Raw genomic sequence first — 13,831 nt, 5'->3', positions numbered from 1 at the left:
TGATCTTCTCCTGCCAAAAAAATAACCAAAGGAGCCAGCCCCATGAAGCCTTCCGCTTCGCCGCAGCCTCGCCGTGCCGCGGCCGCCGCCTTTATCGGCACCATGATCGAGTGGTACGACTTTTACATCTATGCCACCGCCGCCGCGCTGGTGTTCGGTCAGCTGTTCTTCCCTTCCGACGATAGACTGTTCAGCACCATGGCCGCCTTCGGCACCTTCGCCGTGGGCTTTTTCGCACGGCCGTTGGGCGGCATCGTGTTTGGCCATATCGGCGACCGCATCGGGCGCAAGAAGTCCCTGGTGATTACCCTCGTGATGATGGGCGTGGTGACGGTGTGCATCGGCCTGTTACCGACCTATGCGCAGATCGGCGCTGCCGCGCCAGTGCTGCTGATACTGTTGCGAGTGGTGCAGGGCATTGCGGTCGGCGGCGAGTGGGGTGGGGCGGTGTTGATGGCCGGGGAACATGCGCCAAAGGGGCGACGTAACTTCTTTGCATCTTTCGCGCAGTTGGGCAGCCCGGCCGGTTTGATTCTGTCCTTGCTGGCGTTCAGCGCCGTCACTCGTCTGCCGGAAGAAGACCTGCTCAGTTGGGGCTGGCGCCTGCCGTTCCTGGCCAGCGCCTTACTGCTAGTGGTCGGCCTGGCGATTCGCCTGGGTGTGAACGAGTCGCCGGAGTTCCTTGAAGACAAGGCCCTGGCGGAAAAGGCCCGTGCTATTAAAAAGGACCAAGCCCCCGTCCTCGAAGTGCTGAAGACCGCTTGGCGCCCGCTATTGCTGTGCATTGGCGCCAATACGTTGGGGATTGCCGGCGTGTATTTCACTAACACCTTCATGATTGCCTACAGCACTCAGCAATTGGACCTACCGCGATCGCTGATCCTGGAATGCCTGTTCTTCGTTGCCATTATCCAGTTCTGCGTTCAGCCATTGGCCGCCTGGGTGGCGGAGAAGGTCGGCGCTACGCGGTTCCTGTGCGCCATGTGTGTACTGGCAATGGCTTCGCCGTATCCGATGTTCGTCTTGGTCAGCAGCGGCCAGGCGCCCTTGATCATCCTCGGCATTGCCTTGGCGGTGGTGTGCATGGCGTCGTTCTACGCCGTCATCGCAGGTTTTGTCAGCGGCCTGTTTGAAACCCGTGTGCGCTACACCGCGATTTCCCTCGCCTACCAGGTATGCGGCGCGTTGGCCGGTGGTTTGACGCCGCTGATCGGCACCTGGCTGGCTCATCAATACCTTGGCCAATGGTGGCCGATGGCAGTGTTTTACAGCGTGATCGCGGCGGTCTCGTTGGTGTGCGTGCTGGCCTTGTCCCGCCGCCACGCCACGGCTCACCGTCTGGAAATGGCACACAGTTGAGGGAGTCAGTAATGTTGAAGATTAATGGCGAGCGCCTGTGGCATAGCCTGATGGACATGGCCGAGATCGGCGCGACGGCACGCGGTGGCAGCTGCCGTCTGGCATTGAGCGCTGAAGACAAGGCCGGTCGTGAGCTGTTCAGCCACTGGTGTACAGCCGCTGGCCTGACGTTGAGCGTGGACGCTATTGGCAACCTGTTCGCCCGCCGCGGCGGCACCGATAAGGACGCAGCCCCTGTGATGATGGGCAGCCACCTGGATACCCAGCCCGAAGGTGGACGCTTCGATGGGGTGTACGGCGTGTTGGCTGGCCTGGAGGTGATCCGCAGCCTTGACGACCACGGCATCCAGACACGCAAGCCATTGGAAATTGCAGTGTGGACCAACGAGGAGGGCGCCCGTTTCACCCCGGCCATGCTGGGCTCGGCGGTGTTCACCGGCACGCTCGCCCTGGACAAGGCACTGGCAACCGCCGATGTAGACGGTATCAGCGTGAACGAGGCGTTGCGCACCACCGGCTACAACGGTGAGCGCCCGTTGGGTGGCGCAGTAGATGCGTATTTCGAGGCGCATATCGAGCAAGGCCCGATCCTGGAAGACAACGCCAACAGCATCGGCGTAGTCACCGGTGGTCAAGCGATTCGCTGGCTCGATGTGCGGGTCGAAGGCATGGCCGCGCACGCTGGCACCACGCCGATGCCGTTGCGCAAAGATGCGCTGTACGGCGCGGCGAAAATGATCCAGGCCCTGGAAAACCTCGCTGCCGATTTTGCCCCGCAGGGTCTCACCACTGTGGGTGAACTGAGCATCGCCAAGTCGTCGCGCAACACCATTCCTGGCTTGCTCAATTTTACCGTCGACCTGCGCCATCACCGCGACGCCGACATCGACGCCATGGAGCAGCAAGTGCGTGCACGCCTGCAGGCTATCGCTGACCACCGTGGCCTGAGCGTCACCATCACGCCTCACTGGATCAGCCCGGCCACGCCGTTCGACGCCGAATGCGTGGCTTGCGTGCAGGCTGCGGTGGACGGCTTGGGCTACAGCCAGCAGACCATCGTCAGCGGTGCCGGCCACGATGCGATTCACCTGGCGCGCTATTGTCCCACCGCCATGATCTTCATCCCCTGCGTTGGCGGCCTCAGCCACAACGAAGCCGAAGATGTCTTGCCCGACGATGTGCGCCAGGGCACCGATGTATTGCTTAACGCCGTCTTGAAACGCGCCGGGCATGTTCATTTCTAAAGGCCGACGCCGCACCCCTGTGGGAGCTGGCTTGCCTGCGATAGCGGACTGTCAGAGAACAATGTACTGCCTGATTCACCGCTATCGCAGGCAAGCCAGCTCCCACAGGTTCTGTGTTTATCCAGGAGCAACTCATGAAGACGTTTTTTCACCCCGAACAACTCCTGCATCACCCACGTAGTTACTACTCCCGCGGCCAGATGCGCACGCCCCAGGAGGTTCCCGAGCGCGCGCGCAACCTGTTGCTGGCTGCGCAAACCCTGGGCTTCGATATCCAGCAACCGGCCGACTACGGTCTGGATCCGTTGCTCGCCGTGCACGGCGGCGACTACCTGGCTTTTCTTCAAGAAGCTCACCAGCGCTGGAAAGAAATCCCCGAAGACTGGGGCGACGAAGTCATGTCCAACATCTTCGTGCGTGAACCCAATGCCTTGCGCGGCATCCTGGCCCAGGCGGCACGCTACCTGGCCGATGGCAGTTGCCCCATCGGTGAGTTGACTTGGCGCTCGGCTTATTGGTCAGCCCAAAGCGCCATCGCCGCAGCGGGAGACATCCTCGATGGCGCCCCTGCCGCCTACGCCTTGTGCCGGCCCCCGGGCCATCACGCCCGCTTCGACGCGGCCGGTGGCTTCTGTTACATCAACAATGCGGCCGTGGCTGCGCAAGCACTGCGCCAAGGTTTCCAGCGTGTCGCCGTGCTCGATGCCGATATGCATCACGGCCAAGGCATCCAGGAAATTTTCTACGACCGCGACGACGTGCTGTATGTGTCGATCCACGGCGACCCGACCAACTTCTATCCTGGCGTGGCAGGCTTTGCCGAGGAAAAAGGCGGTGGCGCCGGCGAGGGGTATAACCTCAACCTGCCGATGCCCCATGGTGCCAGCGAAGCGGTGTTCTTCGAAAAGCTGGAGCAGGCCCTGGCAGCGGTGAAGGACTTTTCGGCGGATGTGCTGGTGTTGTCACTGGGCTTCGATATCTACGAGCTGGACCCACAAAGCAAAGTCGCGGTGACGCGGGAAGGCTTTGCGCGGTTGGGAGCCCGCATCCGCGCGCTGGGGTTACCCTGCGTGATCGTGCAGGAAGGCGGGTATCACTTGGAAACGTTGGACAGTAATGCCCAGGCGTTTTTCGGTGCACCAACGGCGTGGAACGCGCTATCAGGCTCTTCGCTAAAGGGTGATTGAACGCTAAAAGCCTGCTGATCAGTTTTCAGCAGGCTTTTCAGCCCTTGTCGGGTGTTCGTTCTCATCTGCATGCAACAACGCCGTGTAGTCTTGCCCGCCGTAAAACACCCCCACTATCGATACCGTTTTGAAGTCAGGCTTCACCCTGAACGCAATAATGGTGCTGCGACGATAGTGAGTGATGCGCAAGTCTTTCAGCAGGTTGTCACGGTGCATGCCGCGCAAGGGAAACAGGGCAAGGCTTTCGCAGTAGCTGACAAGATTGTCGATAAAACGCACCGCTACAAGAGGGGAGCCCACATCGCTGATGTAGTCTTCGAGGGCATAGAGCTGCGCCAAGACCTCGGGCGAAAAAACTACCGAGTAGCTCACGCTTGCCCTGTGCCTTTGCCCCGTCGTCTGGCGGCCATATGTTCGCGGACCTGTTCTGGCGATAACCCAAGCTCAGGCTTCGCCTCAAGGGCGGTCGCTGCTGGGATGACTTCGTCTCTGAGCCAATCTTCCATGGCACGATCACGCGCCAGCAACGCCCGCAGGCCATCGCGAATCACTTCACTTTCGCTGGCATATTCGCCAGCAGCCACCTTGGCTTTGACCATGGCAGCCATTTCAAGGGGCAAGGTGATGCTCATTTGCTGGGTTGAGCGCATGGGGTTATCCGCCAGGGTTGAGTAGGATTCAATCCTACTCGACCATTGGCGCGATGCAAGAAGCAACTGATCGATGCCGATGCCCGGCGACTCGTCGTCCATCCAGAAGGGGTAGGTTTCCATGAGTTGCTACGTCTCCAGTTGTGTAGGTCAGGCCCCAAGTATTGACCCGTTTTGGCGATCGCGTGGCCGCAGGCGGCCGATAACTTGCTGATATGTATGACTTCATATGTGTAACAGGATGATCTCGGCAAACCGTCTCGGCATACATGGCGTCCCACCGGCTCCCATACGATAATGCTTGTCACCTCGACCACCTTTGGCCAGCCTCCCGTGATCATCAACTTCGACCTCAACGACCTCCAAGCCTTCCGCGCCGTGGTGGACAAGGGCAGTTTTCGTGGCGCTGCCGAGGCCATCCGTATCTCGCAACCGGCCCTCAGCCGGCGTATCGAAAAGCTCGAATCCGCGCTGGATGTAAAGCTGTTCGAACGCACCACGCGGCGGGTCAGCCTGACCATGGTCGGGCGTGCGTTTTTGCCCCAGGTGGAGCGAATGCTCGATGATCTGGACATCGCCTTGATGGGCATCAGCAACGTCGCGTCCACACGCATGGGCAACGTCACCATCGCCTGCGTGCCGTCTACCGCGTACTACTTCATGCCCCACGTGATCTCCGAATTCCATAAGCTGTACCCGAAGATTCGCCTGCGGGTGTTGGATGCCAGTGCCGGCGAGGTGTGCAATGCGGTGGCCAGCGGCGAGGCGGACTTTGGTGTGAGTTTCAGCGGCAGCCTGGCCGATGAGGTGGAATTCGAGTTGCTGTTGCAGGAGCGCTATGTGTTGGCCTGTCGGCGTGACCACCCGTTGGCTGAGCGTGACAGCGTGAGCTGGACCGAGGCCTATGAGCATGACTACATCGAGGTGGATAAGACGTCGGGCAACCGCTTCCTGCTCGACCAGGCCCTGCGAGGGGTGCGAGTGAAAAAGCCGAGTATCTGCGAGACGCACCACGTGACCACGATGATCGGGCTGGTGGAGGCAGGGTTGGGCGTAGCGATGGTGCCGTCGATTGCGATGCCGGCGCACACTCACCCGATTCTGGTCAGTGTGCCGCTGGTGGAGCCCCAGGTGCTGCGCAATGTGGGCTTGATCAAGCGCCGCGGGCGGACATTGCCACCGGCGGCGCTGGAGTTGGAGCGGTTGGTGCGGGAGATGCCGTTCCGGTCAGCGTGACACCGAGTCCAGGCCGGTGGATTGCACCTCTGGCTGGGCCTCGGGCGATGCCATGAACTGCAACAGCGCCTTGGCCTGCTCCGGGTGTTCGGCGTTCACCGGAATGCCCGCGGCAAAGCGCGTCACCGACTGCACGTCTTCCGGGATCTTGCCCACAAACGTTACACCCTTGACTGGCAACAGCTCCGCCACTTGTTGCAAGCCGACCTCGTAATCGCCCTTGGCCACCTGCTCGCCCACCGGCACGCGTTCGATCATGGTGCCCTTGGCCGGCATGCCGAGTTTCTTGAACAATTGCTTCTCGACATACACGCCGCTGGCGCTATCCGAATAGGCCACCGACTTGGCTTGGCTCAGCACAGCCTTGAGCTCGGCGTCGGTATTGATCGAAGGTTTGGCCGCACCTTCCTTCACCACCAGGCCGATCCGCGAGTCCGCCAATTCCACGCGGGAGGCGGGGTCGACTTTGCCTTGTTTGATCAATTCGTCCAGGGCATAGCCGACCATGATCACCACATCGGCGTGCTCGCCACGGGCCAGGCGGTTGGGAATCGCTTCCGGCGCCTTGCCCATGGACGGGCCAAGAATGGTCTCGAGGGTGTCACCACTTTGCTTGGCGTATTGCGGGCCGAGCAACTTATACGCGGCGGTGAAGCCGCCCGAGGTCATGACTTTGAGTTGCTCAGCCTGGGCGGCCAGCGCCAGGGTGCCGAGGACGACAGCGGTGAGGGTCTTGAACAGCGGCTTCATTGCGCGGCCTCCTGCAGGACTTGGCCACGGGTATTGGCGCGGCGATACAACGCCAGGGTCGAACACAATGCACACAGCGCGGCAAAGATCATCCAATACGCAGGTGAAGCCTTGTCTTCAGTGATGTGAATGAACCAGGTGGAGATCGCCGGGGTAAAGCCACCGAACACTGCTGTCGCCAGGCTGTAGGCCAGGGAAAAACCCGCCACACGCACTTCCACCGGCATGATTTCAGTCAACGCCGGGATCATCGCGCCGTTATACATGCCATACAGGAACGAGAACCACAGCAGGGTTTCCAGCATGTGCGCAAAGCTTGGTGCGTTGACCACGTAGGACAATGCCGGATAAGCCGTAAGGACAGTCAGCACTGTCATGGCAATCAGCACCGGTTTGCGGCCGAAGCGGTCGCTTAACGTGCCGCCGATTGGCAGCCAGAAGAAGTTCGAAATCGCGACCAGCAAGGTCACCAGCAGGGCGTCCGAGGTGCTCAGGTGCAACACGGTTTTGCCGAAGGTCGGTGCGTACACAGTGATCAGGTAGAACGCGGTGGTGGTCATGGCCACCATCAGCATGCCGCCGATGACCACGGTCCAGTTCTTCACCAGGGTCGCCATCACTTCACGCATGGTCGGGCGATGCTTGCGGTTGGCGAACTCTTCGGTTTCCTGCAGGTTGCGACGCAACACGAAGATAAACGGAATGATCACGCAACCGACGGCAAACGGAATACGCCAGCCCCAATCGGCCACCACCGCAGGTTCCATCCACACGTTCAGGCCATAACCCAGGGCCGCGGCGACGACGATGGAGATCTGTTGGCTGCCCGACTGCCAGCTGGTGTAGAAGCCTTTACGGCCCGGCGTAGCCATTTCGGACAGGTACACCGACACGCCACCCAGCTCCGCGCCGGCCGAGAAGCCTTGCAGGAGGCGCCCCAACAGCACCAGAAACGGTGCCCATAGGCCGATGGTCTGATAACTGGGCACCAGTACGATCAGCAGCGTACCGCTGGCCATGATCGACAAGGTCACGATCAAGCCTTTGCGACGGCCCACGTCGTCGATGTAGGCACCCAGAATGATCGCGCCCAATGGACGCATCAGGAAGCCAGCGCCGAACACGGCGAAGGTCATCATTAATGACGCAAACTCATTAGCGGCCGGGAAGAACGCGGCAGCGATATAGGTGGCATAGAAACCGAACAGAAAGAAGTCGAACTGTTCGAGGAAGTTGCCCGAAGTAACGCGCAATACAGCGCCTACTTTGGAGGGGGCAGCCGCAGGCCGGGAAGGGGTCGTCATGGTTTTGTGTCTCCAGCGTTCTTTTTAAAGTGCTTGTTTCGCTTAAGACTTGGGATAGTGGCTGACACATTTAGAAATGATAAGTGACTAATTTGGATGAATTGATGCGTATTTGCTATCAATCTGGGCCGGCTTCAAAACAGCCTGTTGTGTTCTATGCTTGAAGCTGTATCCAATTCTTATGGGCGCAGACCTTTATGGGGAACGAACAGAAGCAGCACCACGAGCCGGAGCGTGAAGAGCATCGGCAGAAGCCTGAAGAAGAAAAGCCGCAAACCTGGAAGCATCCGGACGACGGCACCGAGCTTTCCGAGCGTGACCAGGAGCGTCCGCTCAAACCCTGAGTAACAGGTCAAACGCGGTCAAATTGTGGGAGCGGGCTTGCCCGCGATGGCGGTGTGTCAGTCAACCAATGTGTGACTGACCCACTGCATCGCGGCCAGGCCCGCTCCCACATGTCTATGTGCTCACGCTCATTGGCGGGAAATCATTTGACATATTTGATTTGTGATCACATATTGAGGCCATAACAACCACAACACAGGTTTTGCCTCATGACCGATGGTCCGCTCCTCCTGCCCACCTTGCGTCAGGTGTCCCGCGATACCCTGCAAGACCAGGTCTACCGCCAGATCCGCGAAGCGCTGATGAGTGGCCGTTTCCAGCCTGGCCAGAAACTCACCATCCGTGGCCTCGCCGAAGCGCTCGGCTCCAGCCCCATGCCGGTACGTGAAGCGTTGCAACGCCTGAGCGCCGAAAACGCCTTTGAAGTCACCGAAACTTCCCGCCTGCGAGTGCGTTTGATGACCGCCGAACGCTTGCGTGAAATTCGCGACACGCGGGTAGCCCTTGAAGGCTTGCTGGCGGAAAAAGCCGTGCTGCTCCTGCAAAAACACGACCTCGACGAAATCACCGATCTGTGCAACCAGATGCAACACGCCGCCGATGAGGTCGACGTATCCCGCTACTTGTGGACCAACTTCGCCTTTCACCGTCGCATTTATGCAGTGGCCCAGGCCGAATTGACCATGGCAGCGGTGGAGAATTTCTGGCTGCACATGGGGCCGTGTTTTGCCCTGGTCGCCCCCGATAAAGCCCACCTGCAACGTTCGATGGAAGCGCATACGCGCATCGTTGAAGCCCTGGCTGCCCGCGATGGCGCCGGCGCGCGGGCAGCGGTGACCGACGACATCATGCAGGCCGCCGATTCCCTGGCGCGCTTGCTCGTCAAAAACGACCGTGCGCGGTCGTCTGTATCAGGAGGTAAACGTGCATGAGTGTCCTACAACGGCTACAGCCTTATCCTGGGTTACGTGTGTTGATTTCCGGCGGGGCTGCCGGCATTGGTGAAGTGTTGGCCGCGGCCTATATGGAAGCCGGCGCCCAAGTGCATGTGTGTGATGTGAGCGAGCCGGCGCTGGCGGCGTTTCGGGATAAATACCCTGGCAGCGTCGCGACCCGCGCCGATGTCAGCGATGCCGCGCAGGTCGAGGCGGTATTCAAGGTGCAGCGCGAGCAGTTCGGCGGTTTGGACGTGTTGGTCAACAATGCCGGAATTGCGGGGCCTACGGGAGGTATCGACACCATCAGCGACGCCGAGTGGCAAGCCACCATCAACATCAATCTCACGGCCCAATACCGCTTTGCCCACCACGCAGTACCGCTGCTCAAGGAATCGTCCCACGGCCATTTGCTGCATATCGCCTCGGTGGCGGGGCGGCTAGGCTACGCGTGGCGTACGCCCTATGCGGCGACCAAATGGGCCATTGTCGGCCTGATGAAATCCTTGGCGTCGGAGTTGGGCGAGAGCGACATCCGCGTCAACGCCTTGCTGCCCGGCATTGTCGAAGGCCCGCGCATGGACGGTGTGATCCGCGCCCGCGCTGAGCAACTCGGCGTGCCCGAAGCTCAGATGCGCCAGGAATACCTCAACAAGATCTCCCTCAAGCGCATGGTCACCGCCGAAGACGTGGCTGCCATGGCCTTGTTCCTCTGTTCGCCCGCCGCACGCAACGTGACCGGCCAGGCGATCAGCGTCGACGGTAACGTCGAGTACCTGTAAGCCACGCAAGCACATATCGCGCTGCACCCAGGATTTTTTTCATAAGAATAAAAGTCGGAGAATCGTCATGCCCAAAAATCGCCCTGTCATCATTACCTGTGCTGTTACCGGCGCCATTCATACGCCGTCGATGTCACCGCATTTGCCCATCACCGCGCAGCAAATCGCCGACGCAGCCATCGGCGCCGCCCAAGCTGGCGCGGCCATTGTGCACTTGCATGCCCGTGACCCGATTGATGGGCGCCCTAGCCAGGACCCGGCGCTGTTCGCCGAATTTTTGCCGCAGATCAAGGCGGCCAGTGACGTGGTGATCAACATCACCACCGGCGGCGCGCCGACTATGGGCGTGGAGGAGCGCCTGCAACCGGTGATGCAGTTCAAGCCGGAATTGGCCTCGTTGAACATGGGGTCGATGAATTTCGGGCTGTACGAAATGCTCAACCGCTTTACCGAGTTCCAGCACGATTGGGAACGCCCGTATCTGGAAGAGAGCGACGACCGGATCTTTCGCAACACCTTCCGCGACATTGCCCACATCCTTAATGCCTGTGCCGATAACCGCACCCGCTTTGAAATCGAGTGCTACGACATCGGCCACCTCTACACCGCCGCGCATTTCCTGGAACGCGGCCTGCTCAAACCACCACTGTTTATCCAGTCGGTGTTTGGTCTGCGTGGCGGCATCGGTGGGCACCCGGAAGACCTGGCGCACATGCGGCGCACTGCCGACCGCCTGTTTGGCGATGACTACGTGTGGTCGATCCTCGGTGCCGGGCGTGGGCAGATCCCGCTGGCGACCATGGGCCTGTCCATGGGCAGCAACGCACGGGTGGGCCTGGAGGATTCGTTGTGGGACGGGCCGGGCAAGCTGGCGGCTTCGAATGCCGACCAGGTACGGCGCATTCGCACGGTGATCGAGGCTCTCGGCCACCGCGTCGCCACGCCCGATGAGGCGCGGGAAATCCTCGGGCTCAAGGGGCGTGACCAGGTCAATTTCTGATCCCGTTTATTTATCGACAAAAAGGCCGCGTCATGACGTGGCCGACATTCCCGCACAACAACAATAAGGGGATCACACCATGCGTATCGAAGTGCCCAAGCACGTCAAGACCGGTTCACCCCGTGAACCGCAGGCCCTCAACAGACTGATGTTTGCCAAGTTGATGCCACTGTTGATCATTGCCTACATTCTGAGCTTTCTGGATCGCACCAACATCGCCCTGGCCAAGCATCACCTGGACGTCGACCTGGGTATTTCTGCCGCCGCCTACGGGTTGGGCGCCGGACTGTTTTTCCTGACCTATGCACTGTCAGAAATCCCCAGCAACCTGATCATGCACAAGGTTGGAGCGCGGTTCTGGATCGCCCGCATCATGGTGACCTGGGGCCTGATCTCTGCGGCGATGGCGTTTGTGCAGGGCGAAACGTCGTTCTACGTATTGCGCCTGCTGCTGGGTATTGCCGAAGCCGGTTTATTTCCCGGTGTCATGCTGTACCTGACCTACTGGTTCAACCGCGAACAGCGGGCGCGCGCCACCGGGTATTTCCTGCTGGGCGTGTGCTTTGCCAACATCATCGGTGGCCCTGTGGGCGCGGCTTTGATGCGTATGGACGGTATGCTCGGCTGGCACGGCTGGCAGTGGATGTTCCTACTCGAAGGCCTGCCCGCCGTGGCGTTTGCCTGGGTGGTGTGGCGCAAGTTGCCGGACCGTCCGAGCAAGGCGCCGTGGCTGTCGGCCGAAGAAGCACGCGGTATTGAACAGCGTATCGCCCAGGAAACCGAGGAAGGTGCGGGGGCGGGCGGCCATGCGTTGAAAAACTGGCTGACGCCGCAAATCCTGCTGGCGATCTTTGTGTATTTTTGCCATCAGATCACCCTCTACACCGTGATCTTTTTCTTGCCGAGCATCATCAGCAAATACGGCGAGTTGAGCACCATGAGTGTCGGCCTGCTGACCTCGTTGCCGTGGATCGCGGCGGCACTGGGTGCGGTATTGATCCCGCGTTTTGCGACCACGCCCGGGCGTTGCCGCCGGCTGCTGGTCACTGGGTTGCTGACCATGGCATTGGGGCTGGGCATTGCGTCGGTGTCGGGGCCGGTGTTCAGCCTGTTGGGTTTTTGCCTGTCTGCAGTGATGTTTTTTGTGGTGCAGTCGATCGTGTTTCTCTACCCGGCCTCGCGCCTCAAAGGCGTGGCCTTGGCGGGAGGGCTGGGGTTTGTGAATGCGTGCGGGTTGTTGGGCGGCTTTGTCGGGCCGTCGGTGATGGGCGCCATTGAGATGAGCACGGGCAATGCCATGAACGGCTTGAAAGTCATTACCGTGGTGTTGGTGGTGGCTGCGTTGTCGGCTTTACGCCTGCGCCAGGGCCAGGAAGCGTCTCACACCAGCAACGAAGTGGGGAATCCGGAAGCCAGCACCAGGTAAACCAGCACCGCCGCCAGGCACAAGCCGACAAATGCGCGCAGCAGTGTCCTGGCGGTGGGGTGCACAATGAATTTGATGGCCCAGAGCAAAGCCCCGCTGAGCAGGACGCTTAAGGCGAAAATGACCAGCACAAGGGGGTACCTGCAACCTTCAAGACCTGATTTATAGTCCCAAACCCGTTTATTGAACAGTGCGCACATAGACGCAGCCCCGCAGCCTTCCTAAACTGCCGCTTGTCTTGGGCAAAGGGGCAGGCGCCGATGAATCGCAATGAATTACGCAAGGCCGACATCAACTTGATGGTGGTCTTCGAAGCACTGATGCTCGAGCGCAATGTGACGCGGGTGGCGGAGAAGCTGTTTCTCGGCCAACCGACCATCAGCTCGGCCCTCAACCGCCTGCGTACCCTGTTCAACGACCCACTGTTTATTCGTGTCGGCCATCGCATGGAGCCTACGGCGCGCGCCGAGGAGATCATCCAGCACCTGTCGCCAGCCCTGGACTCGCTGTCTTCGGCCCTGAGCCTGACCCATGATTTCGACCCGTCCATCAGCACCATGACTTTCCGCATCGGCCTGTCCGATGACGTGGAGTTCGGCCTGCTGCCACCCTTGCTGCGCGCCTTGCGCCAGGAGGCGCCGCAGGTGGTGTTTGTGGTGCAGCATGTGGATTACTGGCGCATTCCGGACCTGTTGGCTTCCGGCGATATTACCGTCGGCATCACCCAGACCCGCGGGCTGCCGGCCAATGCCAAGCGTAAGCTGTTGCGGCACATCCGCCCGTGCCTGCTGCGCGCCGATGCCTCGGACACACCGCTGACCCTCGACGAATATTGCGCACGGCCCCATGTGCTGGTGTCCCACACCGCCAACGTCGCCGGGTTTGCCGATGAGTGGCTGGCCGAGGTGGGCCGCAAACGCCATGTAGTGCTCTCGGTGCCGCAATACAGCTCGTTGCCGGCCTTGCTTGCCGGCACCGACATGATCGCCAGCCTGCCCGATTACACCGCCCAGGCCATGGCTGCCAGCGGGAACCTGTTCTGCGAGCCGTTCCCGTTCGAAACCCCGACTCTGGATTTGTCGATGGTGTGGCTCAGCCATGTCGACACCGACCCGGCGGAGCGCTGGATGCGCTCGCGGCTGGAGGCATTCATGAGTGATAGAGGGCTGGTGGCCAAGGCTTGAGGTGTTTTTCCGTGGTATATAGCTTGGCATCTTCCTACAAAAAACTCGGAGAAAAGCATGCCGCACCTGCACTTGGAACACACCGCCAACCTGACGCAACTGGACATCGACAAGGCCCTGTTGCGCCTTAACCATGCGTTGGTGGCCTCCGGTCAGTTCGGCGCCGAGTTCGACATCAAGAGCCGTGCGGTGGCGGTCGAGCGATTTCGGGTCGGCACTGGCCTGGGTGAGCGCGGTTTTGTCGCGGTGCGTCTGGCGTTATTGAGCGGGCGTTCACCGCAGATCAAGAAGCAGCTATCAGAAAGCCTGCTGGCGGTGCTTCAGGACCTGGGCCCGTGGCCCGAAGGTGTGCAGGTACAACTGAGTGTCGAGCTGCTGGATATTGATCGCGATTCCTACAGCAAAATCGCCATCGGCTGACTTCCACCA

General features: G+C 60.4%; 15 protein-coding genes. 11 read left to right on the top strand and 4 right to left on the bottom strand.

Annotation, left to right across the window (positions count from 1 at the left end):
• The first annotated feature begins 42 nt into the window (after window positions 1-42).
• The 3 genes from MHH62_RS08640 to MHH62_RS08630 all read left to right on the top strand — a co-directional run bounded on the left by MHH62_RS08640 (window position 43) and on the right by MHH62_RS08630 (window position 3,790).
• A complete protein-coding gene (locus MHH62_RS08640) occupies window positions 43-1,359 on the top strand; it encodes an MFS transporter (RefSeq protein ID WP_032903170.1) in 1,317 nt (438 codons plus the stop codon).
• 11 nt (window positions 1,360-1,370) lie between these two features.
• Complete coding sequence (locus MHH62_RS08635; protein ID WP_020301041.1) at window positions 1,371-2,603, top strand: Zn-dependent hydrolase; 1,233 nt, start codon at window positions 1,371-1,373, stop codon at window positions 2,601-2,603.
• 134 nt (window positions 2,604-2,737) lie between these two features.
• Window positions 2,738-3,790 (top strand): histone deacetylase family protein, encoded by a 1,053-nt coding sequence (locus MHH62_RS08630; RefSeq protein ID WP_339232826.1) that lies wholly within the window; start codon window positions 2,738-2,740, stop codon window positions 3,788-3,790.
• An 18-nt stretch (window positions 3,791-3,808) separates the two neighbouring features.
• On the opposite strand, the gene MHH62_RS08625 is transcribed toward MHH62_RS08630, so the two are convergent.
• Together MHH62_RS08625 and MHH62_RS08620 are read right to left on the bottom strand one after the other, a co-directional pair.
• On the bottom strand, window positions 3,809-4,162 hold the full coding sequence (locus tag MHH62_RS08625) for a type II toxin-antitoxin system RelE/ParE family toxin (RefSeq protein WP_032903169.1): 354 nt from the start codon (window positions 4,160-4,162) through the stop codon (window positions 3,809-3,811).
• Window positions 4,159-4,440 carry a type II toxin-antitoxin system ParD family antitoxin gene (locus MHH62_RS08620; RefSeq protein WP_032873569.1) on the bottom strand — a complete coding sequence of 94 codons (282 nt, stop codon included), beginning with the start codon at window positions 4,438-4,440 and terminating at the stop codon, window positions 4,159-4,161. The genes MHH62_RS08625 and MHH62_RS08620 overlap by 4 nt, the downstream gene beginning before the upstream one ends.
• 333 nt (window positions 4,441-4,773) lie before the next feature.
• On the opposite strand from MHH62_RS08620, the gene MHH62_RS08615 reads away from it, so the two are divergent.
• Window positions 4,774-5,676: a LysR family transcriptional regulator gene (locus MHH62_RS08615; protein WP_020301045.1), complete on the top strand. Its 903-nt coding sequence runs from the start codon at window positions 4,774-4,776 to the stop codon at window positions 5,674-5,676.
• On the opposite strand, the gene MHH62_RS08610 is transcribed toward MHH62_RS08615, so the two are convergent.
• Window positions 5,668-6,426, bottom strand: a complete 759-nt coding sequence (locus MHH62_RS08610) for a substrate-binding domain-containing protein (RefSeq protein WP_032903168.1) — start codon at window positions 6,424-6,426, stop codon at window positions 5,668-5,670. The two genes, MHH62_RS08615 and MHH62_RS08610, sit on opposite strands and share 9 nt — an antisense overlap.
• Window positions 6,423-7,730: an MFS transporter gene (locus tag MHH62_RS08605; protein WP_014717456.1), complete on the bottom strand. Its 1,308-nt coding sequence runs from the start codon at window positions 7,728-7,730 to the stop codon at window positions 6,423-6,425. Before MHH62_RS08605 ends, MHH62_RS08610 begins: the two co-directional genes overlap by 4 nt.
• A 197-nt stretch (window positions 7,731-7,927) precedes the next feature.
• Here MHH62_RS08605 and MHH62_RS08600 point away from each other — a divergent pair, with 197 nt between their 5' ends.
• The 7 genes from MHH62_RS08600 to MHH62_RS08570 all read left to right on the top strand — a co-directional run bounded on the left by MHH62_RS08600 (window position 7,928) and on the right by MHH62_RS08570 (window position 13,822).
• Window positions 7,928-8,074 carry a hypothetical protein gene (locus MHH62_RS08600; RefSeq protein ID WP_014717457.1) on the top strand — a complete coding sequence of 49 codons (147 nt, stop codon included), beginning with the start codon at window positions 7,928-7,930 and terminating at the stop codon, window positions 8,072-8,074.
• 210 nt (window positions 8,075-8,284) lie between these two features.
• A complete protein-coding gene (locus MHH62_RS08595; protein ID WP_014717458.1) occupies window positions 8,285-9,007 on the top strand; it encodes a GntR family transcriptional regulator in 723 nt (240 codons plus the stop codon).
• Complete coding sequence (locus MHH62_RS08590) at window positions 9,004-9,792, top strand: SDR family oxidoreductase (RefSeq protein ID WP_014717459.1); 789 nt, start codon at window positions 9,004-9,006, stop codon at window positions 9,790-9,792. The genes MHH62_RS08595 and MHH62_RS08590 overlap by 4 nt, the downstream gene beginning before the upstream one ends.
• 67 nt (window positions 9,793-9,859) lie before the next feature.
• On the top strand, window positions 9,860-10,792 hold the full coding sequence (locus tag MHH62_RS08585) for a 3-keto-5-aminohexanoate cleavage protein (protein WP_019818448.1): 933 nt from the start codon (window positions 9,860-9,862) through the stop codon (window positions 10,790-10,792).
• A gap of 79 nt (window positions 10,793-10,871) precedes the next feature.
• Window positions 10,872-12,218 (top strand): MFS transporter, encoded by a 1,347-nt coding sequence (locus tag MHH62_RS08580; protein ID WP_019818444.1) that lies wholly within the window; start codon window positions 10,872-10,874, stop codon window positions 12,216-12,218.
• Between the two features lie 260 nt (window positions 12,219-12,478).
• On the top strand, window positions 12,479-13,402 hold the full coding sequence (locus MHH62_RS08575) for a LysR substrate-binding domain-containing protein (protein ID WP_014717462.1): 924 nt from the start codon (window positions 12,479-12,481) through the stop codon (window positions 13,400-13,402).
• Between the two features lie 57 nt (window positions 13,403-13,459).
• Window positions 13,460-13,822 (top strand): 5-carboxymethyl-2-hydroxymuconate Delta-isomerase, encoded by a 363-nt coding sequence (locus tag MHH62_RS08570; protein WP_014717463.1) that lies wholly within the window; start codon window positions 13,460-13,462, stop codon window positions 13,820-13,822.
• Window positions 13,823-13,831: the final 9 nt, after the last annotated feature.

It is taken from the genome of Pseudomonas sp. FSL L8-0168, from assembly GCF_037976155.1.
In the GTDB taxonomy this organism is placed as follows: Bacteria; Pseudomonadota; Gammaproteobacteria; order Pseudomonadales; family Pseudomonadaceae; genus Aquipseudomonas; species Aquipseudomonas paracarnis.
Note: the sequence above shows the minus strand (reverse complement) of the source record. Positions and strands in the feature narration are given on the sequence as shown.